At 65.6% G+C, this 22,207-nt stretch carries 22 protein-coding genes; 20 read left to right on the top strand and 2 right to left on the bottom strand.

Features of this window, described 5'->3' with window-relative positions:
* Positions 1-16 precede the first annotated feature (16 nt).
* The 4 genes from IAU68_RS09990 (at position 17) to IAU68_RS09975 (ending at position 4,236) form a co-directional block, all read left to right on the top strand.
* A complete protein-coding gene (locus tag IAU68_RS09990) occupies positions 17-730 on the top strand; it encodes a sortase family protein (RefSeq protein ID WP_231699024.1) in 714 nt (237 codons plus the stop codon).
* 117 nt (positions 731-847) lie between these two features.
* Positions 848-1,633 carry a hypothetical protein gene (locus tag IAU68_RS09985; protein WP_171193736.1) on the top strand — a complete coding sequence of 262 codons (786 nt, stop codon included), beginning with the start codon at positions 848-850 and terminating at the stop codon, positions 1,631-1,633.
* A gap of 155 nt (positions 1,634-1,788) precedes the next feature.
* On the top strand, positions 1,789-2,592 hold the full coding sequence (locus IAU68_RS09980) for a hypothetical protein (RefSeq protein WP_171193735.1): 804 nt from the start codon (positions 1,789-1,791) through the stop codon (positions 2,590-2,592).
* A gap of 36 nt (positions 2,593-2,628) precedes the next feature.
* On the top strand, positions 2,629-4,236 hold the full coding sequence (locus IAU68_RS09975; RefSeq protein WP_171193734.1) for a M12 family metallo-peptidase: 1,608 nt from the start codon (positions 2,629-2,631) through the stop codon (positions 4,234-4,236).
* 279 nt (positions 4,237-4,515) lie between these two features.
* Here IAU68_RS09975 and IAU68_RS09970 read toward each other — a convergent pair whose 3' ends face one another.
* Complete coding sequence (locus IAU68_RS09970) at positions 4,516-5,049, bottom strand: inorganic diphosphatase (RefSeq protein ID WP_171193733.1); 534 nt, start codon at positions 5,047-5,049, stop codon at positions 4,516-4,518.
* Positions 5,050-5,123: 74 nt separating this feature from the next.
* On the opposite strand from IAU68_RS09970, the gene dacB reads away from it, so the two are divergent.
* From dacB to IAU68_RS09890, 16 genes are all read left to right on the top strand, one after another.
* Positions 5,124-6,380, top strand: a complete 1,257-nt coding sequence (gene dacB / locus IAU68_RS09965; RefSeq protein WP_171193732.1) for a D-alanyl-D-alanine carboxypeptidase/D-alanyl-D-alanine endopeptidase — start codon at positions 5,124-5,126, stop codon at positions 6,378-6,380.
* Positions 6,380-7,264: a tRNA lysidine(34) synthetase TilS gene (tilS, locus tag IAU68_RS09960; RefSeq protein ID WP_171193731.1), complete on the top strand. Its 885-nt coding sequence runs from the start codon at positions 6,380-6,382 to the stop codon at positions 7,262-7,264. The genes dacB and tilS overlap by 1 nt, the downstream gene beginning before the upstream one ends.
* Positions 7,265-7,357: 93 nt before the next feature.
* Positions 7,358-7,957 (top strand): hypoxanthine phosphoribosyltransferase, encoded by a 600-nt coding sequence (gene hpt / locus IAU68_RS09955; protein WP_171193730.1) that lies wholly within the window; start codon positions 7,358-7,360, stop codon positions 7,955-7,957.
* A 15-nt stretch (positions 7,958-7,972) separates the two neighbouring features.
* Entirely contained in the window at positions 7,973-10,207 is a 2,235-nt protein-coding gene (gene ftsH / locus IAU68_RS09950; protein ID WP_171193729.1) for an ATP-dependent zinc metalloprotease FtsH, read from the top strand.
* Positions 10,194-10,769, top strand: coding sequence for a GTP cyclohydrolase I FolE (gene folE, locus IAU68_RS09945; protein ID WP_171193728.1), 576 nt, complete (start codon positions 10,194-10,196; stop codon positions 10,767-10,769). The genes ftsH and folE overlap by 14 nt, the downstream gene beginning before the upstream one ends.
* A 3-nt stretch (positions 10,770-10,772) precedes the next feature.
* A complete protein-coding gene (folP, locus tag IAU68_RS09940; protein WP_171193727.1) occupies positions 10,773-11,615 on the top strand; it encodes a dihydropteroate synthase in 843 nt (280 codons plus the stop codon).
* The gene (folB, locus tag IAU68_RS09935; RefSeq protein ID WP_171193726.1) at positions 11,608-11,979 is read left to right on the top strand and encodes a dihydroneopterin aldolase; all 372 of its coding nucleotides are present in this window, start codon (positions 11,608-11,610) and stop codon (positions 11,977-11,979) included. Before folP ends, folB begins: the two co-directional genes overlap by 8 nt.
* Positions 11,980-11,984: 5 nt before the next feature.
* A complete protein-coding gene (gene folK / locus IAU68_RS09930; protein WP_171193905.1) occupies positions 11,985-12,443 on the top strand; it encodes a 2-amino-4-hydroxy-6-hydroxymethyldihydropteridine diphosphokinase in 459 nt (152 codons plus the stop codon).
* Positions 12,440-12,907 carry a DUF3180 domain-containing protein gene (locus IAU68_RS09925; protein ID WP_171193725.1) on the top strand — a complete coding sequence of 156 codons (468 nt, stop codon included), beginning with the start codon at positions 12,440-12,442 and terminating at the stop codon, positions 12,905-12,907. The genes folK and IAU68_RS09925 overlap by 4 nt, the downstream gene beginning before the upstream one ends.
* Before the next feature lie 10 nt (positions 12,908-12,917).
* Complete coding sequence (locus IAU68_RS09920; RefSeq protein ID WP_171193724.1) at positions 12,918-13,670, top strand: DUF6779 domain-containing protein; 753 nt, start codon at positions 12,918-12,920, stop codon at positions 13,668-13,670.
* Positions 13,671-14,372 carry a 6PGD fold domain-containing protein gene (locus IAU68_RS09915; protein ID WP_171193723.1) on the top strand — a complete coding sequence of 234 codons (702 nt, stop codon included), beginning with the start codon at positions 13,671-13,673 and terminating at the stop codon, positions 14,370-14,372.
* Positions 14,373-15,170, top strand: a complete 798-nt coding sequence (locus IAU68_RS09910) for a pantoate--beta-alanine ligase (RefSeq protein WP_171193722.1) — start codon at positions 14,373-14,375, stop codon at positions 15,168-15,170.
* A 13-nt stretch (positions 15,171-15,183) separates the two neighbouring features.
* Entirely contained in the window at positions 15,184-16,434 is a 1,251-nt protein-coding gene (locus IAU68_RS09905) for a hypothetical protein (protein ID WP_171193721.1), read from the top strand.
* A 16-nt stretch (positions 16,435-16,450) separates the two neighbouring features.
* Entirely contained in the window at positions 16,451-17,992 is a 1,542-nt protein-coding gene (lysS, locus tag IAU68_RS09900; RefSeq protein WP_171193720.1) for a lysine--tRNA ligase, read from the top strand.
* A 6-nt stretch (positions 17,993-17,998) separates the two neighbouring features.
* On the top strand, positions 17,999-18,886 hold the full coding sequence (locus IAU68_RS09895) for a hypothetical protein (protein WP_171193719.1): 888 nt from the start codon (positions 17,999-18,001) through the stop codon (positions 18,884-18,886).
* A 69-nt stretch (positions 18,887-18,955) separates the two neighbouring features.
* Positions 18,956-20,971: a glucose PTS transporter subunit IIA gene (locus tag IAU68_RS09890; protein WP_171193718.1), complete on the top strand. Its 2,016-nt coding sequence runs from the start codon at positions 18,956-18,958 to the stop codon at positions 20,969-20,971.
* Here the strand turns inward: IAU68_RS09890 and IAU68_RS09885 are convergent.
* Positions 20,968-22,089, bottom strand: coding sequence for a hypothetical protein (locus tag IAU68_RS09885; protein WP_171193717.1), 1,122 nt, complete (start codon positions 22,087-22,089; stop codon positions 20,968-20,970). The two genes, IAU68_RS09890 and IAU68_RS09885, sit on opposite strands and share 4 nt — an antisense overlap.
* Between the last annotated feature and the right edge of the window lie 118 nt (positions 22,090-22,207).

Genomic DNA, 22,207 nt, shown 5'->3' with positions numbered 1-22,207 from the left:
TCGTATGATAACCGCCGTGAAGTCCGTTCCCCGCTGGGTCTACCATGTGCGCCGTATTGTCGCGGTGCTCATCGTTGTGCTGCTCGTGCGAGCATTGCTTGACGACGACACCCCGCCGCCCGAACCCTCCGCCGAGGAGACGTCCGTGTCGGCTTCTGAGACGACGACGGTTCGTCGTCACGCAGCTGCCCAGATCACGAGCGGGCGCCCGGTGGAGATGGTCGTGCCCGTGCTGGGGATGCGCGCCGGGTTCGAGGAGGCGGACTGCCGGGTGGTCGATGGCGCGATCGACCCGAAGAGCATGGACAAAGCGTGCGCGCTGACGGGGGAGGGCTACCCGTACGCGCTACCCGGCACCGACGCGACGGACCTGGTGGTGATTGCGGGGCACACGGGCGCGGGCTTTAGCGGGGTGTTCGACAAGCTTTACGACGGCACCGCCGAGCGCCACACCGTCGCCGAGGGGGACTACCTGTACGTGCGCACCGAGACCTCCGGCGAGGACTGGCTGGTCTACCGGGCGACCGACCTGCACGACCCGGACAAGAAGGCCCTGGCCAGCGACCCCGCGATCTGGGGCAACGGCCCGATGCCGGGGCGCCTGCTCACCATTTCCTGCATCCAGCCGGCGAACCTGCTGGCGGATTCCGTGCGCAATGCGGTGGTTGGCTGGCAGTTGGAGGGCACCGCGACCAGCGAGGATGTGGAAACGGTGTTCCAGCCGCGGTAGGTGGTTGAGAGTAAGTCTCAAGTTTGTCTTGAGACTTTTGTGAAAGGTGTTTACTGTTGTGACATAACCTTGCTCAAGAGGTTGAGACTTCCCCACATTTGCATTGGAGCCACAACAATGAAGCGCATCACCCGAACCCTGACCGCCGCCACCATGGCGGGCGCCGTCGCCTTCGCCGCTGTCCCGGCCGCGCAGGCGCAGACCTTGAACAACGAAGAGCTCGCCCGGGTGCTCGGCGAGGTCCCGCAGGTTCTCAAGAACGCTGAGGGCAACTACTACAAGCTTGAAGACGGCAAGTTCGTTCAGGTTGACGCCGCGCAGGTTGCCGAGGCTGACCGTGCAAACGCCCCGACCGTGGCTATCAAAGGCACCGAGGTTGCATTCTCCTTTGAGGACAACCGCCCGGCCGTCACCCTGACCGCGGCGCCGGCGACCACCACCACCACCGTGAATACCCCGGTCGCACCGGAGGGCTCCGCCGCTTCTGAGACCACCACGGTTCTTGACACCACCGTCGAGACCACCGTGACCAACACCGACGCTGCACCGGCCGGTGGCAGCAGCCTGTCCGGCGGTGCCATCGCTGGCATTGCCGCCGCAGCGCTCATCCCGATCGTCATCGCGGGTGTGACCTACTACCTCAACCAGGACGGCCAGACCCTCGTCGGTTCCTCCGACCGCGTGAACCAGCAGCCGACCCCGGAGGAGAAGGCTGAGTCTGACCGTCTGCGTGCGGAGCACGCCGACGAGATCGCCGCCCAGGAAGAGGCCGCCGCCGAGGCTGCCCGCGGCATCTCCGCTGAGACCGGCTCCAACACGCTCGTGCGCACCCTGTTCGCGCTGCTGATCGCAGTTGTGCTCGGTTCCGCCGCGTTCGTCGCCGGCCGCCGTTTCCTGGTCTAAGTGACAGTTTTTCTAGGCTCCAGCGCCGCTTCGGCGCTGGGACTTTTTGCCGTTGTGGCAAAAGTATCCCGTGTGACTGGTGTAAAAACTGTCAACGCACTGTAGACTTCAAGTTGAACTTGAGACTTTCTGTCCTTCGACTTCAGGAGACACCAATGAACCGCCTTGTCGCCGCAGCCGCCGCGGGTGCCCTCGCTCTGGCCGCGCTGCCCACGCCGGACGCCGCCGCGCAGGACCTGCCGAAGGAAACCACCGACGCTCACGGCGAGACGTTCTATCTCAACGACGAGGGCACTCACTACGTCACCGACATCCAGGAAGCCGCGCAGCCGTACGCCGAGCTCGACTCCACCCAGCAGGAGAAGGCCGTCGCTATTGCCGACGCCGCCGTCGCCGGCCTCATCGAAACCGGCATCATCCGCGAGGCCAACGTCCCCGCACCTTCGCTTGACGACGACACCACCCCTGCGCCCGCGTCCACCCCGACGTCCGAAACCGCCTCGGCCCCGGTCGCCACCCCGTCCGGCGAGGCCCCGGCGGAACTCCCGCTCGGCTCGTCTGACGTGGACCCGGCAGCAGTCGCCCCGATCGCCAACGGCCTGGTGAAGTTCCCGCCGGTGCTCACCATCGACGACGTCACCTACTACCTGAACAAGAACGGCCACACTTTCGTCGCCGACATCCTGCGCGTCAACGCCGACGTCACCCCGGAAGAGGTTGAGGCCAGCGACGTGCTGGTGACCAAGTACGCAGGTGAGGTCGCCCGCCAGGGCGCCGAGGCCGCCCGCGCCGCCGGCGAGCCTGTCGACGAAACCCTCGAGGTCGCCCCCGCCGACACCGACCGTGGGCTCGCCGCCGAGACCGGTTCCAACATTCTGGTGCGCACCCTGTTCGCTTTGGCGCTCGCATCGGTGCTCGGTGCCGCGTTCTTCGCGTTCGCTCGCCGTCGTCTGGTGTAACTTGCGCGAACTTGGAGAATGGTGTTCTCTAGGTTCGTGAATTATAGACATTTTCTCTCCACCGCCTGTGCCACCGCTGTGATCGCAGGTGGCGTTGCAGTTCCTGCGACCGCCGCTGAGATGGACCCGATCGGCCGCGAATGCCGCACCGCAACCACGGCAGTCAAGCTCGGCCAGCCGATCCCGAACATCGAGAACTACACCTTTAGCTCCAACTACAACGCCCTCGACGGCAACACCCTGCGCATCTACGCGCCGAACAAGTACAAGCCGTACATCACCCAGGCCACCGACCAGTGGGTAGAGGCGACTGATGGTCTGGTGCGTTTCGAGTTCGTCGATAAGCCTGGCTACAAAGTGGTCAACGTCCAGGAGGCGAACCTCGGCGGCTACGTCGTCGGGCGCGTGCAGGGCACCGTGGACAACATGCAGCTACTGCTCAACCCGGACATCCTGCGCAACGGCTACACCCAGAGCCTCGTTATGACCATCGCCCACGAGCTCGGCCATGCCATGGGCCTGCGCCACACCTGCGACGGCGCCCTGATGAAGGACGGCACCAACCGCGGCAAGACCGCCACCACCGTCCAGGCTTTTGATGCCAAGGTGCTCATTCAGGCGTACAACCTCGAGCAGTACGGTGGCCAGCCCATGACCACGCCGACTACCTCTGCGGAGCCTTCGACTTCTGAGGAGCCGACTGTCGAGCCGGACGTCGAGCCTTCAACCACTGAGCCTTCGACTTCTGAGGAGCCGACCTTTGACGAGCCGACGATTACTGAAACCGTCGAGCTGACCACCTCGGAGCAGCCCACCGAGGAGGCCCCGGCGCCAGAGACGGCCACCTCCGAGGACGAGCCGACCCCGGTTGAGGAAACTACCTCTGAGACCACCACCGAAACCGTTGCCGAAGAGGCGCCGGAGACTGTGTACGTCACCCTGGAGGACGAACCGACCACGTCTGAGCCGGCTCCGTTGGTGACCACCATTCGCTCCACCACAACCATCCGCTCCACCTCCACCGTGCAGACCACCGTGGTGAGCGAACCTTCAACGTCGTCTGAGTCGACCACGACCAAGGCGACCACCACTTCGGCAGCGCCGGTTGTGGAGTCGACCATCTCCGAGCAGACCATGACCGAGGCATCTACCTCCACGCCGAAGCCGGTGACCTCGACCTCGACAAAGGTGACCACCACCTCCGCAGCGCCGACCACGTCGTCGCCCAGCTCCGAGCAGGCCACGACCAAGTCTTCTACCTCGACGCCGAAGCCGGTCACCACGACCGCGACCAAGGCGACCACCACTTCGGTGGCACCACTGACGACGGTCTCCTCGACAACGGCAGTGCCGACCACCACCACGAGCAGCAACCGCACCGTGACTGTCGAGGGAACCACGAACGCGACCACCGTCAGGCCGGCGTTTGAGCGGGTGACGACGTCGTCGACAAGCACTGTCGAGACGCGTGCTCCGGAGACGACCACGTCGACGCGGCGCACGATCACCGTCACCATCGAGCCCGAGGTGCAGGAAGAGAAGAAGGACGACGCCGCGGCGAAGGTGGGGATCATCATCCCGATCATGGTGTCGATCTTCGCTGCCATCGGCGCGATCGGCTGGGCTATTTACAAGCTGTTCTAGCGTGCGGGGTCGGGGGCTCCGCATTGCGGACAAGTGGCTGTGCACCAACTATTTGGGTGGTGTTGTGACAGATCGTGCATCGGGTGTGGTGGCGACCTGCGGAAAGTGACAGATGTTGCCCGGGGCAGGGGCATGGTTTGTCACAGTGACCAGGCCGAAGGGCTCCGCATTGCGGACAAGTGGGTGCGCACCAACTGTTGTGACAGAGACAACACCGCCCCGGAACCACAAGATTCCGGGGCGGCGTTGAAGAAACCTGAAGAAACCTGAGGACCAGGCCTAGTTTTCGGTCTTGGCTTCCTTCTCGGCCTCGAGGCCCTCGCGGGAGTTGTCGCCCACGCGCTCGAACTCGTCGAGTGCGGCCTGCAGGATCTTCTCGGCCTCTTCCTTGCCGCCCCAGCCGGAGCCGGTGACTTCCTTGTTCGGCTCGAGGTCCTTGTAGTGGACGAAGAAGTGCTCGATCTCGTCCTTCACAAAGTCGGAGACGTCGGAGATGTCCTGGTAGTTCTCGTAGCGTACGTCGTCGATGACGCAGAGCAGCTTGTCGTCGCCGCCGGCCTCGTCGGTCATCTTGAACACGCCGATCGGGCGGGCGATGACGGTGACACCCGGGAAGACGGGTTCCGGGGTGATGACGAGGGCGTCGAGCGGGTCGCCGTCGTCGGCAAGCGTGTTGTCGATGAAGCCGTAGTCCGCCGGGTACGCCATCGGGGTGAACAGGTAGCGGTCGAGGAAGACCTTGCCGGTCTCGTGGTCGACCTCGTACTTGTTGCGCGAGCCCTTCGGGATCTCGATGATGACCTCAATAGCCATGTGAACTCCTTCGTTCGGTGCCTGAATTTGGTGATTGTCCGCAAAACATCATACGTGGGCTACGCTTTTTGCCGATGAAGGTATGGACTTGGGTCGCGGGCACACTCGCCCTGGCAGCAGTCGGCGGTGTGGCCGGTTTCGGCGTCGTCGCGCACGAGCAGTTGAGCCAGATCGAGCACGCGCCCGCCTACCGCATGGAGCAGGCCCCCTTCCCGTTGGTTCCCGCGGAGCCTTCGCTTATCGACGACACCACGCTCCAGAACACCCTCACCTCCTTGGCCGAGAATCCGGGGTTGGGGCAGTTCCATGGGCAGGTGTCGTCGGCAAGCGGGGGCGTTGTGTTCGACCGTGCGTCGGGGGAGGCGCTGCGGCCGGCGTCGGTGACCAAGGTGCTTACCGCGGCGTCGGCGCTGCTCACGCTGGACCAGAACGACACGATAACGACGCAGGTCGTGCGTGGCGTGAACCCGAACGCGGTGACGATCAAGGCCGCGGGCGACGTCTGGCTCGACGCGGAGGCGCTGGACGATTTGGCTGAGCAGATCGGGTCGGCGGACGAGGTGTACATCGACACCTCCGCCTGGGACGGCATGCCCGAGATGATGCCGGGCTGGGACCCGGTGGATATCGACGGTGGGTTTGTCGCGCCACTGCAGCCGGCGATGCTTTCCGGCGGGCGGCTCGGCGGCGAAACCACAGGCGACGTGCCGCGCTCGCACACCCCGGCGGAAGATGTCGCGCGGGCGCTCGGTGAGCGCGTCGGCGCGAGTGTGGTCGCGGTGCAGGACGCCCCGCCCGAGGGGGAAATTGTCGCCGAGGTCGAGTCCCCGACCTTGGTGGAGCGGCTCGAGATGATGATGAAGGAGTCCGACAACGTCTACGCCGAGGCGATCGGCCGCGAGGTCGCGCTCGCACGCGGAACCAAGGACGCCCCGTCGGCAACGCTTGCGGTGTTGGACGAGCGCGGCTTCGAAACCTCAAACGTGACGCTGGCCGACAACTCGGGGCTGTCCACCGAGAATCTCATCCCGCCGGCGGTGTTGGATGCTGTGCTTATCGACGCTACGAGCAAACCTGAACTCAGGCCACTGCTTGCCACCCTGCCCGTCGCGGCGGGCGAAGGCACGCTCATCGACCGCTACGCAGACCTGCCAGGCCGCGGCTGGGTGCGGGCGAAAACGGGCACGCTCGATGGCACCGCCGCGCTCGCCGGCACTGTGACCAGCGTGAACGGCAATGTGTACACCTTCGCGCTGATCTGTAACGACGCCGACGTGCTCGAGGCGCGCCGGGCGATGGACGAATTCACCTCCGCGCTGCGGGAGTTCTAATGGAGCCGTTCTGGCCACGCCGCTCGCCGCACTTCCTCGCGTGCCGGCGGGCCGTGCGCGGCTTCGATGGGCCGGCAGTGATTGGTCTTTCCGGAGGCCCGGACTCATTGGCGCTGGTCGCGGCCGCTGCGGCGGAAAAGAAAGATGTCTCGGTTGTGGTGGTCGACCACGGATTGCAACCCGGATCGGCCGAGGTCGCCGAGCGCGCCGCGGCAGCAGCCCGCGAGTTCAGGTTTTCTGCGACGGTGGCCAAGGTGACGGTAGGCCCCGGCAACGTCGAGGCCGCGGCCAGACAGGCGCGGTACAACGCGCTGCTGGAACACGGCGGCGACGTGTGGGTTGCTCACACCGCCGACGACCAGGCGGAAACGCTGCTGCTCGGCGCACTGCGCGGCAACCCGTCCGGCATGGCAGCAAGAAATGGCAGGGTGGTCCGGCCGTTTCTCACCATCCGCCGCGAGGACACCGTCGGCGCGTGCGAGGAGCTCGGCCTCGACCCGTGGCACGACCCGATGAACAACGACCCGGCGTTTCGCCGCGTGGCCGTGCGCACCGGCATCATCCCGACGCTGACCGAGCTGATCGGTGGCGACGCTGTGCCCGCGCTGGCCGCCACCGCCGATCGGATTGCGGAAGACCAGGCGCTCATCGAGCGACTCGTGGACCTCACGCCGACCACGTCGTGTGCGGAGCTGGGGCGGGATGCGGGGGCGGTGAGGCGTCGTCGATTAGCGAAATGGCTCCTGGATGAAGGCATGCGCGTCCAAGGCGACCAACTCGCGGCGATTGAGGCGCTGGTGACCGACTGGCACGGCCAAGGCCCGATCCCCGTCGGCGGTGGGCGCGCGGTGGTGCGCGTGGACGGGGAATTGCGCCTGCGCTAGCGCAAACCTCCCAGGTGGTTGTGCCTTCCCTGAACGAAGTGGCAAGATGTGGAAGTTACGCGCACGTGAACAGCGAAAGGGAAGGGCCCGCCCATGACTGAGTTGCACGACACCAAAGACTTCAACGTCCCGCCGAACCGCTACGGCGAGGATGTGGAGGCGATTCTGATCAACGAAGAGGTGTTGCAGAACCGCATCCAGGAGTTGGCGGACATGGTCTCGGAGAAGTACCGCGACTCCGAACAGGATTTGATCCTGGTGTGCGTGCTCAAGGGCGCGGTGTTTTTCCTGACTGACTTCGCGCGCAAGCTGTCCATCCCGGCGGAGATGGAATTCATGGCGGTGTCCTCCTACGGCAACTCGACGACGAGCTCCGGTGTGGTCCGCATTCTGAAGGACCTGGATAAAGAGATCGCCGGCCGCGACGTGCTGGTGGTCGAGGACATCATCGATTCCGGCCTGACCCTGTCCTGGCTGCTGCGCAACTTGCGCAACCGGAACCCGAAGAGTCTTGAAGTCGTTACTCTTTTGCGGAAGCCGGACGTGCAGACGGCGCAGATCGACTTGCTCGACATCGGGTTCGACATCCCGAACGAGTTCGTCATCGGCTACGGCTTGGATTACGCCGAGCGCTACCGCGACCTGCCGTATGTGGGCACGCTTCACCCGCGGGTCTACTCGGACGCTGAATAACTAGAACAAAGGTTTATGAGCAAAAATAAAAACATCATGCGGTGGGGCATCATCGGCGCCACCGCGCTCATCGTCCTCTATCTGCTCACGCTGATCGGGGACGATTCCCGCGCGTACCAGAGCGTGGACACCTCCGTGGCCATGGAGCAGCTCCGCGACCACAACGCGGAGGAAGTGCAGATCGACGACCGCGAGCAGCGGGTACGCATCGACCTGCGTGAGCCGATTACTGTCGACGAGCGCGAGGGCATCGAATCCATCTCCGCGCAGTACCCGGCCCGCACCGCCCCGGATATCTTCCAGGCGGTGCGCGAGGCGGACGCCGACTCCTACGAGACGAACGTGACGCAGGATTCGTTCCTGATGTCCATGCTCGGCTTCATGCTGCCGATGATCCTGGTCTTCGGCCTGCTGTTCTTCTTCATGTACCGCATGCAGTCGGGCGGTGGCGGCCCGTTCGGCATCGGCGGGTCGAAGGCGAAGCAGTTGACCAAGGACAACCCGACGAACACGTTCGAGGACGTGGCGGGTGCCGACGAGGCCGTCGACGAGCTGCACGAGGTGGTCGACTTCCTCACCGACCCGACCGCCTACGAGAAGCTCGGGGCGAAGATCCCGCGCGGCGTGCTGCTCTACGGCCCGCCGGGCACAGGTAAGACCCTGCTCGCCCGTGCTGTTGCTGGCGAGGCGGGCGTGCCGTTTTACACCATTTCCGGCTCGGACTTTGTGGAGATGTTCGTCGGTGTCGGCGCCTCCCGTGTGCGCGACTTGTTCAAGCAGGCGCGGGAGAACAGCCCGTGCATCATCTTCGTCGACGAGATCGACGCGGTTGGCCGCCAGCGCGGCTCCGGCATGGGCGGCGGCCACGACGAGCGCGAGCAGACGCTCAACCAGTTGCTGGTGGAGATGGACGGCTTCTCCGGCCGCGAGGGTGTCATCCTCATTGCGGCGACGAACCGCCCGGACATCCTCGACCCGGCGCTTTTACGCCCGGGCCGTTTCGACCGTCAGATCCCGGTGACCAACCCGGATCTCGCCGGCCGCGCGCAGATTCTCAAGGTGCATGCCAAGGACAAGCCGCTGGCCAAGGACGTCTCGCTGGATGCGCTAGCGAAGCGCACCGCCGGCATGTCGGGCGCGGATTTGGCGAACGTGCTCAACGAGGCCGCGCTGCTCACCGCCCGCATCGGCGGCAACGTGATTACCGCCGACGCGCTCGAGGAGGCCACGGACCGCGTCATCGGAGGCCCGCGCCGCTCCAGCAAGGTCATTTCCGAGCACGAGAAGAAGGTCACCGCCTACCACGAGGGCGGCCACACGCTCGCCGCGTGGGCGCTGAAGGACATCGAGCGCGTGTACAAGGTCACCATCCTCGCCCGCGGCCGCACCGGCGGCTTCGCGATGACGGCCGACGAGGACGACAAGGGCATGTACACCCGCGACGAACTCTTCGCCCGCATGGTCTTCGCCATGGGCGGCCGCTCCGCCGAGGAATTGGTCTTCGGCGCGCCGACCACGGGCGCGTCCAACGATATCGAGCAGGCCACGAAGATCGCGCGTGCGATGGTCACCGAGTACGGCATGACCTCCGCGCTCGGCCCGGTGAAGTACGGCCAGGAGCAAGGCGACCCGTTCTCGGGCAGCGGCTCCGGCGGCTCGCTGGAGTACTCCCCGGCGGTGGCTGCGAAGATTGACGACGAGATGCAGGCGCTTCTCGACGAAGCCCACAAGGTCGCCTACTCCACCCTCGAGCGCTACCGCGACGAGCTGGATACGCTCGCCTTGCAGCTGCTGGAAAAGGAGACGCTGCGCCGCGGTGACCTGGAGGAGATTTTCGACTCCATTGAGCCGCAGCGCCCGCCGCTGCCGTCGCACGACATCCGCTTCGGCCGCCAGGCCGGCCGCGAGCCGGTGAAGACCCCGGTGGAGATTGCAAAGGAGCGCGGCGAGGAACCGCCGAAGCGCTTCTCCATCCTGGACGCATCGAAGGCGACGCGTGAGCGTCGTCGTCAAGAGCGCGAGGCGGAGCAGAACCAGCAGAAGGGCTCGTCGCGCTGGCAGCCGCCGAAGGGCAAGGCCCCGCAGTACGGCGGGCCGAAGCCGCCGGAAGGCTGGACGTACCCGGGCCAGCACCCGGGCGCCCAGAACTACCCGGCCAGCGAGGAACAAAAGACCGAGGAGATCGGCTTCCAGTTGCCGGAGCACGAGCGGGAGCCGAAGCACAGGAGGAGCGAGGATGACGACGTTTAAGTTCGACCGCGAGCGCGCCGAGGCCGCCGTGCGTGAGCTGCTCATTGCGGTGGGGGAAGACCCAGACCGTGAGGGGCTCGTTGAAACGCCGGCGCGTGTGGCGCGGGCCTACGAAGAGGTCTTCGCGGGTCTGCACGAGGACCCGAAGGTGCACCTGGAGAAGTCGTTCTCCGAAAATCACCGCGAGCTGGTGCTCGTGCGCGACATCCCGATCTATTCCACCTGCGAGCACCACTTGGTGCCGTTTTACGGCGAGGCGCACATCGGCTACATCCCGGGCCCGGACGGCAAGGTCACCGGGCTGTCCAAGTTGGCACGTGTGGCCGATATGTACGCGAGGCGGCCGCAGGTGCAAGAGCGGTTGACGGCGCAGATTGCGGATGCGATCGTCGAAAAGCTAGGGGCTTCCGCGGTGATCGTCGTGATCGAGTGTGAGCACCTGTGTATGGCGATGCGAGGGATCCGCAAGCCCGGCGCGACGACGACCACCTCGGCGGTGCGCGGGGGTTTTCAGAGCAACGCGGCCTCGCGCGCCGAGGTCCTGAGCCTGATCAGGGGGTAGCCGATGACCACCGTCGCCGACCTCTCGGTGCCCGGGCGCACGAGCGTGATGGGCATTGTCAACGTCACGGAGGATTCGTTTTCGGACGGCGGCAAGTGGCTCGTCGCCGACGACGCGATCGCGCACGCGCATGAGTTGGTGCACCTCGGCGCGGACATTATCGACGTCGGCGCGGAATCGACCCGCCCCGGCGCCACCAGGGTGCCGGCCGAGGTGGAGGCGGAGCGCATCCGCCCGGTCATCCGCGCGCTGCACGCCGACGGGATCCGCACCTCGATCGACACGATGCGCGCCGCCACCGCCCAGGCCGCGGCGGAGGAGGGCGTCGATTTGATCAACGACGTCTCCGGCGGTCTGGCGGATCCGGACATGTACCGCGTGATGGCGGAAACCGGGCTGCCGGTGTGCCTCATGCACTGGCGCGCGGACGCGTTTGTCAACGCCTCTGGTGCCGCCGACCACGGCGGGGACGTGGTGCGCGACGTGCACGAGGTGCTCGCCGAACTCGTGGACAACGCCACCGCAAAAGGAGTAGCCAAAGACCAGATCACCCTCGACCCGGGACTCGGCTTTGCCAAGACCGCGGCCGATAACTGGGCGCTGCTTAATGCGCTGCCGGAGTTTATTGCCGGCGAGTTCCCGATCCTGGTGGGCGCGTCGCGCAAGCGCTTCCTCACCGAGATCCGTGCGGACCGGGGCCTCGAGGCCACACCCGTCGATGCCGACCCTGCCACGGCCGCGGTGACCGCGCTGTCCGCGCAGGCCGGCGCGTGGTGCGTGCGGGTGCACGAGGTGGCGGTCTCGCGCGACGCGGTGGATGTGGTGGCAAGGTGGAGCCATGGCTGACCGCATCGAACTTAAAGGGCTCACGTTCCACGCCAACCACGGCGTGTTTGAGCACGAAACCGAATTCGGCCAGGCGTTCTCGCTGGATATCGTGTGCTGGCTCGAGTTCGCGGACGCCGCGCTTAACGACGACCTCACCAAAACCGTCAACTACGCCGAACTGGCCCAAACTGCACTGGACATCGCCACGGGCACGCCGCGACAGCTCATCGAGACGGTCGCAGTCGAGATCGCGGAGACCGCCATGCGCACCTACGACGTGCTGCACGCCGTCGAGGTCACGCTGCACAAGCCGCACGCGCCGATCCCCGCGATGTTCGACGACGTCGCCGTTGTCGCCCGCCGGTCCCGGAAGCGGATGTGACGATCATGCGCGCGGTGCTGTCATCCGGGTCCAACATGGGCGATGCGCGTGCGCACCTGCGCGCGGTTGTCGACGAGTTCGTAGGCGAGGTCGTCGCCAAGAGTTCGCTCTACGCCACCGCGCCGTGGGGCAAGACCGACCAGCCGGATTTTCTCAACCAGAGCCTGATCGTCGAGGTCGACCAGACCCCGCGTGAGTTGCTCGCTCGCTGCCAGCGGCTCGAGGAGGAAGCCGACCGGGTGCGGGTGGAGCGCTGGGGACCGCGCACGTTGGACGTGGACATCGTGTTCATCGACGGCTACACCTCCGATGACCCGGAGCTCACCGTGCCGCACCCGCGGGCGCACCTGCGCCAGTTCGTGCTCGAGCCGTGGTTGGAGATGGATCCGACGGCGGAGTTAAACGGGTCGTCGATACGGGAGCTGCTCGACGGCCTGGAGGACCAGGGGGTGCGCAAGCTATGAAGCGCACGCCGATCGAGGGGCTCATCGCCGCCGCCGGGTTTTTCGCCGCGGCGGCGCTGATTCTCGTGCGCCGCTTCTACGGCTGGCTGGAATCACTGGACCTAGTGGTGCCGCTGTCGCTGTGGGGGATTGCCGTGGTGGCCGGGTGGCTCGCATATGTGGTGCGCAAGCGCCGCAAAGATGGCCTGGTCGGGCTGGACCGCAGCCAACTCAACCCGATGCAGGCGGCGAACTTCATGGTCTTTGGCAAGGCGAGCGCCTGGGCGGGAGCGATCTGCGGCGGCGTGTACGCGGGCGCGCTGATGTACGTGGTGCGCAAGTTGGACGTGCTCGCCGCCGCCTCCGACGATGTCGTGCCGCTCACCGTGGGCGCGCTCGGCGGGCTGGCGCTGTGTATCGCCGGGTTGGTGCTGGAGAAAAACTGCGAGGTGTCGCCACCGTCCGAGGGGGAGGGCGTTGGCTAGAGTGTTGGGCATGAGTGCCAAGAACACGTCCCGGGACAGCGCAAACCTGTGGGTCATCATCCCGTTCGTTGTCGCCGTGATTGGCACCGTGGTCATGCTATTTACCAACTCCGCCAACGCGCTGAAGGTCGCGCTCATCTTCGCGCTGTGGGCCGGTGCCGCAGGCCTCATCCTCAACTTCCGCAATCGCAGGGAGCGTGACGACGCCACCCGCGACGCCGAAGCCGCCCGCGAACAGATCCGCGAGCAGGAGGAGCGCCACCAGGCCACCCTCGCAGCGCTGCCGCAGGGTGGCGAGGCCCCGGTGGACATGGAGGCGCTTCGCGCACTGCAGGACGAGATCCAGGCGCTGCGCGAGCAGCTGGAGGAGCTCAACGGCCGTGTTTTCGAGTACGAGCCGGCCGCCGTGCGCGCCTCCGCCCGCCGCATCACCGAAATTGAGCGCACCCCGGAACCGGCACCTGAACCGGAGCCGACCCGCCCGTCGCCGTCCACCGACGACACCGTGGTGATTAGCCGCGTGCGCCCCACCGGCGCGCCGAGTTCGGATGCGATTGCGGGGCGCATCGGTACGCAGCCGTCGTCACGCGCTGCCCGCAACCCGCTGTCGGACCTCATCAGCGAGCGCACCGCCCAGGCCGAGCCGGAGCCGACCCCGGAGCCGGAGCCGCAGGAGGAGCCGCGCCGCTCCGGCCGCCGTCGTCGCGACGAGCGCAACGATTCCATTTCCGTCGCCGAGCTGCTCGCGCGCCAGGGGAAGTAGATGGCGCCACGCCTGCTCGTAGGCGCAATCCCGGGGCACAGCCAGCTCACGCATGAACTGCAGCGCGCCGGGCACACGGTGCGCCCGATCGACGTCAACGAGGACCCGGGCGCCATCGCGCACGTTGACCTCGTGCTGCTGGAAGGCCGCGCGGGCGATATCCGCGCCGCTGCCGCACTGCTTGCCGACTACGCCCGCCCGCGCCAGATGTTTCTCCACACCGCGCTGGAGGAGGGCCCGCAGCTTCTCGACGACGTCGAAACCGCCCAAGCCATCACCATGTGCGCCCACAACCTTTTCGGCGATATCTGGGTCACCTCCGCCGCCGACGAGATCGGCGAAACCGTGGTCGGCCTGCTCATCGCGGAAATCGGCGGCACGAGCATGCGTATCGACGACCGGCGGCGACCGACAATCGCCGCTGCCCAGGAACTGCGCGCGCTGGAAATGACCGTGCGCGACGACGCGCTGGAACTGCTGAGCAGTGCGATCCCGGACTTCGACGCGGTGGCGGATGCGTTTCTGTCGGCGCCGGCGGGTCGTCGTCAAGCCAAGAGCCCAGGCGAGCTCGACCGGCTGTTGGGCGCGCTCGAGGAACCGGGTGTGCGCAGGTTGTTCGTGGACTTGCAGCGCAGGCGCGGTGAGATGGAGCAGGACACGGATACCGAGCTGTGGGTCATTGAGAAATACGAGGGAGGATAAATGGCGTTTGAAGCAGGAAACGCGGTGGTGGTCACCGACGAGGCGCTGTTGGCTACGTACGGCCGGGCGTTTCGCAAGATCGGCAAGTCGGTGGTCGTGGTGCCGCTGGGCCGCGATGTCCACGCCGGGCACATTGAGTTGATACGCGCGGCGAAGTCGCTGCTCGGCTCGTATGTGGTGGTGACGTTTACCGGCGACGAGGTGCCGGACGTCTTGGCGCAGGAAAACGTGGACGTTGTCTTCCACGGCGCGCTGGACACCAAGGTGCGCGTCGATTCCGGTGTCGCACCCCTGGAGGACCCGGAGACCACCCAGCGTGAGGTCGCCCGCATCCTCGCGGCGGTCAACGCCACCCACGCGACGGATCTGGTGTTGGGGGAGAAGGACTTTGAGGTGCTCGTCGCCACGCAATATGCGGTCTCGGGCCTGCGGATGGAGGTCAAACTCCACAGCGTGCCCACGGTGCGCACCCCGGACGGGCTGCCCGTGTCGCTGCGCAACGCGGACGTGCCGGAGGACAAGCGCGATGCGGCGCTCGCCCTGCCCGCAGCGCTGACCGCCGGTGCCCACGCGGCCGAGCACGGCGCCGACAAGGTGCTCGAGACGGTGCGCGGCGTGCTCGCCTCCGAGGGGTTGGAACCCGCGTATCTGGAGATCCGCGACCTGGCGCTTCGCGAAGCACCCGAGCGTGGCGACGCCCGCCTGCTCGCCGCCGTCGACTTGGACGGCGTGCGCTTGATCGACAATGTCGGGCTGCCCCTGGGGATTGGTTTCAAGCACATCGAAGAGGACAGGTAGTAGACTTCGGCGCATGTCTGTGCCCAACATCGCCGGAATCCTCGCCGACCGCTTCGGTTTCACGTTCACCCCTGAGCAGGTGCGCGAAACCGGACGCACCGAAACGTCCACGCTGTACACCGCAGCCGACGACAAGGGGCATGCAGTCGAGCTCGAGCTTTTCGACGCCAATGTCGCTGAACACCTCGGCGACGACGTGAACACGCTGAATTCCCGCCTGGCGCTGGCGGTGCACCCGGGCGCATTCCAGCCCCGCAGCGTGGGCACTACCGATGGCGACCAACTTTTTGTCCTGCGTGAGGCGCCGACAGGCACGCCGCTGGCGGATCTGATTGCGAAGAAGGGCGCGACGTTTACCGACCAGGAGGTCCGCGAGCTGCTCGCACCTGTCGCCGAGGCGATCGACGACTACGACCTCAAAGGTCTGTCCGGGTTCGTCTCCCGCTCGATCTCCCCGGAACGCTTGTTGGTGCAGCCGCAGTGGTCCGCCACCCCGGTGAAGCTCACCCTGGTGGGCCCAAGCACCGACGCCGCCGGCTCCGACGAGGAGTTGGCGAAGGCGAACGTGGACAAGTTCGCCGGCGTGGTCTCGCTGATGACCGGTAAGCCGGCCGACGAAGGCACGCGCACCTGCGCCGACGTGCTGGGCCTCGCGCAGGCGCAGGGAAATCAGGACGCGCAGAACGCGAATGTCGCCCCGAACCCGGAGGACGGCTACCGCAAGCGCCCCGAGCCCTACGCCTACGGCCCGGACGGCACCTACACCCGCCCGACGTCCACCGCGCAGAAGAAGAACCCGTGGCCGTGGATCATCGCCATCCTCGCGCTGCTGCTGATCGCGATCGGCGCGCTGTGGTACTGGACCGCGAACCGCGGCGAGGAGTGGACCGGCGCCGAGGCGCAGATCGCCGAGGAGTACCCGGAGATCGTTTCCGACAAGGCCGGCAAGAAGGGCTGGAAGGACCTGCGCTGTGAGCAGGGCACGCCGGATCCGGACCAGGAGGGCAAGATCCGCTGCGCGAACGAGGAGTTGGGAGTGTCTGTGGTGAAGTACGCCGACGAGTTCGACCGCGACGACGCCGTGCCGGATCCGCGCGAGGCGGTCGTGCTGGGCAGCGGCGAGTGCACCGTGAACTCCTACGAACTGCCGGACGCGAACCCGCCGGCGTATGTGATGACGCCGCAGGATAAGCCCGAGTACCTCATGATCATTAACGGTCTGAACTCGGAAGAGCAGCGTCTCGATCTTCCGCTGTGCCAATAGACTACGATTGACCGGCGTGAGTACGCAGGATTTTTCAGAGCAGCAGCAAATCCGCCGGGAGAAGCGGCAAAGGCTTATCGACGAAGGCCGCGACGCCTACCCCGTCGAGGTCGACCGCACCACCTCGCTGAAGGACCTGCGCGGTAAATATCAGGTCGTCGGCGAAGGCGAAGGCGACGGTGTCACCCGCCTCGAGGCCGGCCAGGAAACCCAGGACGTGGTCGCCGTCGCCGGCCGCATCATGTTCCAGCGCAACACCGGCAAGCTCTGCTTCGCCACCCTGCAGGAGGGTGACGGCACGCAGCTGCAGGTCATGCTTTCGCTCGCCGAGGTGGGCGAGGAGGCGCTCGCGCAGTGGAAAGCTGACACCGACCTGGGCGACATTGTCTCCGTGCGTGGTCGCGTGATTGCTTCTCGACGAGGCGAGCTCTCCGTCCAGGCCCAGTCCTGGCACATGGCGTCCAAGTCGCTCAACCCGCTGCCGGTGGCGTTCGCCGAGATGAACGAAGAGCAGCGTGTGCGCCGCCGCTACACCGACCTGATCATGCGGGAGGACGCCCGCACAAACGCCATGACCCGCATCAAGGTCATCGCGGCGGTGCGCAAGTACCTCACGGGCCTGGACTTCGTCGAGATCGAAACCCCGATGCTGCAGACGCTGCACGGCGGCGCAGCTGCACGCCCGTTCGTGACCCGCTCCAACGCGCTGGATATCGACCTGTACCTGCGTATCGCCCCCGAGCTGTTCTTGAAGAGGGCCGTCGTCGGCGGCATCGAGCGCGTCTTCGAAATCAACCGTAACTTCCGCAACGAGGGCGTGGATTCCTCTCACTCGCCGGAGTTCACCATGCTGGAGACCTACCAGGCGTGGGGCACCTACAAGGACGGCGCGGCCACCATCAAGGGCCTCGTCCAGTTCTGCGCCCAGGAAGTATTCGGCTCCCAGAAGGTCACGCTTGCCGACGGCACCGAGTACGACTTCGGCGGCGAGTGGAAGATCCTGGACATGTACCCCTCACTCAACGAGGCACTGCAGCGCAAGTTCCCGGGCCAGCCCGAGGTCACCATCGACACTGACGTGGAGACGCTGAAGGGCATCGCCGAGACAATCGGTCTGAAGGTGCCGGACAACGCCGGCTGGCTGCACGGCAAGCTGGTCGAGGAGATCTGGGAGGAACTGTGCTCCGACCAGCTCTACGAGCCGACCTTCGTGGTCAACTTCCCGGTCGAGACCTCGCCGTTGACCCGCGACCACCGGAGCAAGCCCGGCGTGACCGAGAAGTGGGACCTCTACGTGCGCGGCTTCGAGCTGGCCACCGGCTACTCCGAACTTGTCGACCCGGTCATCCAGCGCGAGCGCTTCGAGGACCAGGCACGCCTGGCAGCCCACGGCGACGACGAGGCCATGCAGCTCGACGAGGACTTCCTCGCCGCGATGGAGCAGGGCATGCCGCCGACGGCCGGTACCGGCATGGGCGTGGACCGCCTGCTGATGGCCCTGACTGGCCTGGGCATCCGCGAAACCGTACTGTTCCCGATGGTGAAGCCGGAGGCGTAAGCGACGATGCGACGTTTTCTCCTTGTGGCGGCGCTACTCGCCACCTCCCTCGCGGGGTGTTCAACCGAGACCGAAGAGGATCTCGCCGAACCGGCCGTGAGCCTCGCGCCGACCACGACGACGTCAACGTCTGAAACGTCTGAGGAGGAGACGACCACGGAGTCCAAGGACTCGCCGCCTGACTGCTCCGACGAGGCGCTGCAGGCCTCGCCGGGGTTCGAGGATTACCAATTCTTCGGCGAGTGCGCCGGCGGGTTCGGACATCCGGGTGTGCCACAAAGTGACGTCAGTTCGCTGGTGAAGTGGAACGGCAAGCATTGGGAATCAATCCCTTCCGATGGTGTGTGGGATGGCATGGGGCTGCAGTCGGAGTGCTACAACCCAGGCAAGCTTGAAGAGCTCGGTGTGCCCGAGGAGTTCGCCGACAAAGTGAAGCGCTGCGGCGTGTACGGTCCCGGCCAGGAGCCGCCGCATAAGCAGTCGACTCAGGCTGCACCGTCTACGACGAAGACGAAAGACCCGAACTCGGGAGTCAAGCGTGATAGCGACGGTGTCATTGTTGAAGCCAATCTTGAAGGGTTTACGCGACAAATTTCAGCTCCGTCGTGCGATGGTCGAGGGATCCTTATCCTCGATTCCGTCATTGACGAGGGAGATGTCGGGCAAACGCATTCGCAAATCGCTTTCGGCGTTGCCTACTTGGGGGACGGCAATGCGGAATTCACCTACCCCGGACAGTGCGCATCATTGCGCAAGCAGGTTGACGGTAAAAACATCTATCCGATTTACATGGACTTTGGCCACGACACGGATGCGCTGTGTGCGGCGAAGGCGAATTACGGCGGCAACGCGCGGTTGCTGAACAACAGTGGGGAATACGTCGACCCCTGCTAATTGTGTCTGGTGGTTATAACAAACTAACCTTTGGTGCGACCAACCATTGTGGTTGAAAGGAGCACCAGCATGGCAACCACCAAGGCGAGCCTTAGCGATCAGGCCGCCGACATCCTCGCCGGCATCGGCGGGGCCGACAACATCGTCTCAATGACGCACTGCGCGACCCGCTTGCGCTTCGAACTTCACGACGCTTCCCTGGCCGATAAAGACCGCCTCGAGTCGAATCCGAAGGTGATGGGTGCCGTCCCGCAGGGCGGCAGCCACTACCAGGTGATCGTCGGCGGCGATGTGGCCACCGTGTACAACGCGATGAACCGCCTGCCGGAACTAGCGAACCGCGACGTGTCCAACGAGGACTTGAAGGCCCAGCAGCGCGACAAAGCCAAGGGCAAGGTCCCTTGGTTGGACGCGTTTTTTGAGTACCTGTCGGACTCGTTCCGCCCGATCCTGGGCGTGCTGCTCGGCGCATCGCTGATCATCGCGTTCGCCGCGGTGCTCGACGCGTTCGAACTGGTGGACTTCCGCGCCGAGGTGAAGAGCCCGGGCTGGCAGTTCGTCGACGCGATGTGGAGCTCCGTGTTCTTCTTCCTGCCGGTCGCGGTGGCGTATAACGCGGGCAAGAAACTCGACATCGACCCGTGGGTGCCCACGGCGATCATGCTCGCGCTGTTCACCCCGAAATTTCTCACGCTTGTCGATCACCCGGAGGCGCGCGTGGTCGAACTCTTCGGCGAGCCTACCGACGTCATCGACGTCTTCGGCCTGCCGATGATCCACAACGTCTACGACGGCAACGTGTTCGTCCCGCTGATCATGGCCGCGGTTGCGGCGGTGGTATACAAGGGGCTGCAGAAGGTCATCCCGTCCGCGGTGCACATGGTCTTCGTGCCGTTTTTGACCATGTTGGTCATGATTCCGGTCACCGCGTTTCTCATCGGCCCGTTCGGCTACCTGCTCGGCGCGTGGATCGGCACCGGTCTGGCCTGGATGAACGGCAACGCCCCGTTCATCTTCGCCGTCCTCATCCCGATGCTGTACCCGTTCCTAGTGCCGCTCGGCCTGCACTGGCCGCTCAACGCGCTCATGCTGGTCAACATTGACACGCTCGGCTACGACTTCATCCAGGGCCCGATGGGTGCGTGGAACTTCGCCTGCTTCGGCGCCACCGCCGCAGTGCTTGCGATCTCCATCCGCGACCACGACCCGCTCATGCGCCAGACCTCCGGTTCCGCGCTCGCTGCGGGCCTGGCCGGCGGCATTTCCGAGCCGTCGCTCTACGGCATCCACCTGCGCTACAAGAAGATCTACCCGCGCATGCTGGTCGGCTGCTTCACCGGTGGCCTGACCATCGCGATCCTGGGCACCCCGTTCGGCGGCGTGAAGACGCACGCGTTCGTGTTCACCTCGATACCGACGATGTTCGTCTTCGACCCGCGTTGGGTCTACATGGTCGCCATCACCGTGGCGTTTTTGACCTCCTTCTTCATCATCCTCATCACCGACTACCGCACCCCGGAGGAGAAGGCTGACGCCCTCGCCCGCGCGGCAGCGGCTCGTGAGGACAACGCCGAGGAGGAAGAGGAGCCGGTCGCGGTGGCAGGGGAGTCGTCGCAAAGCACGGTACTCGCACCCGTCGCTGGCGAGGTTGTGGCGATGGAGGCGCTTGATGACGACGCCTTCGCCTCCGGCGCCCTCGGCCAGGCAGTGGGTGTGGTGCCGGCGAACGCGAAGACCACTGTGGTGGCACCGGCTGACGGCAAGGTGATTTCGGTGGCCAAGACCGGCCACGCCTACGGCATCAAGACTGCCGATGGCGTGGAGCTGCTGGTGCACATCGGCATCGACACCGTGAAACTCGCCGGCGAGGGATTTACCCCGCTGGTGGAGAAGAAGCAGGAGGTCCGTGCGGGAGAGGCGCTCGCCGAGGTGGACTTCCCGGCGATTGCCGCCAAGGGCGTGAACACCACCGTGATCACTACGGTGGTCAACTCCAAGAAGCTCGGCGGTGTCTCAGACGTCGCCGACGGCACCGTCGCCGCCGGCGACGCGGTGCTCGAGGTCAAGCAGCCCGTCGAGGCCTAAGCGTTTTCGCTGCCGGCGTTTTCGACCACCCACACGTACTGGTCGCGGTCGTCCTCGACCAGTACGGCAAACGAGTTGCTTTCCATGTCGGCGTCGAAGTCGTTGCCGCACAGGCGCAGGTCTTGGGACTCGCCCTCTTTGAGGGTGTAGGTGCGGTGGTCTTCGTCGTAAAGCGGGACGCGCTGGCCGTTGGGGAACAGCGCGATGGGGGTTCTCGGCATGTTGAAGCCGTAGGTGTACTCCTTCGCCTTTTGGCCGAGCGTGAAGGTGCCGTCGACGCAGACCTTTGAGTTCTGCGCGTAGTCGACGTCGCCGCCGGTGATGGTGAAGGTGGAGCCGTTGTAGTCGCTGTCGTCGACCTCGAACGTCTCGCCGAGCGGCAGCGCGGCTTCCTTCGCCTGCTTGTACAGGTCGGTCTCCACCTTCGGTGTGGCCGGGTTGACCTCGAGGTAGTCCGGGCTGGAGAAGTCGAACAGGCTGTGGTCGGTGCGTGACCAGTCGTACTGCGTCTGCAGGTTGGTTATCTGGCGCGCCACCGGGTACAGCGCCTCGCAGGGGCCGTCCGAAGCGAGCCAGAAGTTGCCCAGAATCGGCTTGTTGCCTGCCATCTGGCAGCGCATGCCATCGCCGGAGCTTGTGACGTCGTGCAGTGTTGCCGGGATGTGGCCGGTAGGGTCGGCGGACTGCTTCCAGCCGACGAGCGCCTCGTCGCCAGCGGCCGCAACGTCGCCGTTCGGGCCACCTTCCGTGTGGATGCGCACGGGGAACTCGTTGCCCTCAGCGTCTTTGGCCTTGCCTTCGCAGGCGCCCTGCTTGAACACGATGTCGCGCAGGCCGACAGACTCGTAGAAGTCGTCGCCCAGGTCGCAGTCCTGCAGCTTGCCGGCGTCGAGCTTGGACGCCAGCGTTGCGTCGTCCCAGCCGAGCGGGCCGTTCTGCGCCGGGCGCTGCTTTTGCAGGAACCACACACTGGCCAGGGCAACGATGACGACGGCGACGATCGCGAGCAGAATCTTCACCAGCCCTGGCAGGCCGCCCTTGCGCTTTGGTTGGGGTGCGGTCGCGTTGACTGCGGTCGTTCCTCCCCAGTTGTAGCTTCCGTTGCCCGGTGCGGTCATTTTTCCTACTCCTTTTACGGCCAATGCCTGGGGCTAGTCCAGCGTTCCCCCAGAGACTTTGGCATGATATTAACAACTTCGCACCACCTATCCATGAGAGAGATAGAGAGGGACTTTC

It is taken from the genome of Corynebacterium lujinxingii, from assembly GCF_014490555.1.
GTDB classification, from domain to species: Bacteria; Actinomycetota; Actinomycetes; order Mycobacteriales; family Mycobacteriaceae; genus Corynebacterium; species Corynebacterium lujinxingii.
This window is presented reverse-complemented; position numbering and strand designations above follow the sequence as displayed.

Excerpts from the sequence above, each read along its gene's own strand:
- IAU68_RS09985 (WP_171193736.1), top strand. The coding sequence starts at position 848 with ATGAAGCGCATCACCCGAACCCTGACCGCCGCCACCATGGCGGGCGCC.
- folE (WP_171193728.1), top strand. The coding sequence starts at position 10,194 with ATGACGACGTTTAAGTTCGACCGCGAGCGCGCCGAGGCCGCCGTGCGT.
- IAU68_RS09890 (WP_171193718.1), top strand. The coding sequence starts at position 18,956 with ATGGCAACCACCAAGGCGAGCCTTAGCGATCAGGCCGCCGACATCCTC.
- hpt (WP_171193730.1), top strand. The coding sequence starts at position 7,358 with ATGACTGAGTTGCACGACACCAAAGACTTCAACGTCCCGCCGAACCGC.
- IAU68_RS09925 (WP_171193725.1), top strand. The coding sequence starts at position 12,440 with ATGAAGCGCACGCCGATCGAGGGGCTCATCGCCGCCGCCGGGTTTTTC.
- IAU68_RS09895 (WP_171193719.1), top strand. The coding sequence starts at position 17,999 with ATGCGACGTTTTCTCCTTGTGGCGGCGCTACTCGCCACCTCCCTCGCG.
- IAU68_RS09915 (WP_171193723.1), top strand. The coding sequence starts at position 13,671 with ATGGCGCCACGCCTGCTCGTAGGCGCAATCCCGGGGCACAGCCAGCTC.
- ftsH (WP_171193729.1), top strand. The coding sequence starts at position 7,973 with ATGAGCAAAAATAAAAACATCATGCGGTGGGGCATCATCGGCGCCACC.
- dacB (WP_171193732.1), top strand. The coding sequence starts at position 5,124 with ATGAAGGTATGGACTTGGGTCGCGGGCACACTCGCCCTGGCAGCAGTC.
- folK (WP_171193905.1), top strand. The coding sequence starts at position 11,985 with ATGCGCGCGGTGCTGTCATCCGGGTCCAACATGGGCGATGCGCGTGCG.
- IAU68_RS09910 (WP_171193722.1), top strand. The coding sequence starts at position 14,373 with ATGGCGTTTGAAGCAGGAAACGCGGTGGTGGTCACCGACGAGGCGCTG.
- IAU68_RS09980 (WP_171193735.1), top strand. The coding sequence starts at position 1,789 with ATGAACCGCCTTGTCGCCGCAGCCGCCGCGGGTGCCCTCGCTCTGGCC.
- tilS (WP_171193731.1), top strand. The coding sequence starts at position 6,380 with ATGGAGCCGTTCTGGCCACGCCGCTCGCCGCACTTCCTCGCGTGCCGG.
- folP (WP_171193727.1), top strand. The coding sequence starts at position 10,773 with ATGACCACCGTCGCCGACCTCTCGGTGCCCGGGCGCACGAGCGTGATG.
- IAU68_RS09905 (WP_171193721.1), top strand. The coding sequence starts at position 15,184 with ATGTCTGTGCCCAACATCGCCGGAATCCTCGCCGACCGCTTCGGTTTC.
- IAU68_RS09920 (WP_171193724.1), top strand. The coding sequence starts at position 12,918 with ATGAGTGCCAAGAACACGTCCCGGGACAGCGCAAACCTGTGGGTCATC.
- IAU68_RS09885 (WP_171193717.1), bottom strand. The coding sequence starts at position 22,089 with ATGACCGCACCGGGCAACGGAAGCTACAACTGGGGAGGAACGACCGCA.
- IAU68_RS09970 (WP_171193733.1), bottom strand. The coding sequence starts at position 5,049 with ATGGCTATTGAGGTCATCATCGAGATCCCGAAGGGCTCGCGCAACAAG.
- folB (WP_171193726.1), top strand. The coding sequence starts at position 11,608 with ATGGCTGACCGCATCGAACTTAAAGGGCTCACGTTCCACGCCAACCAC.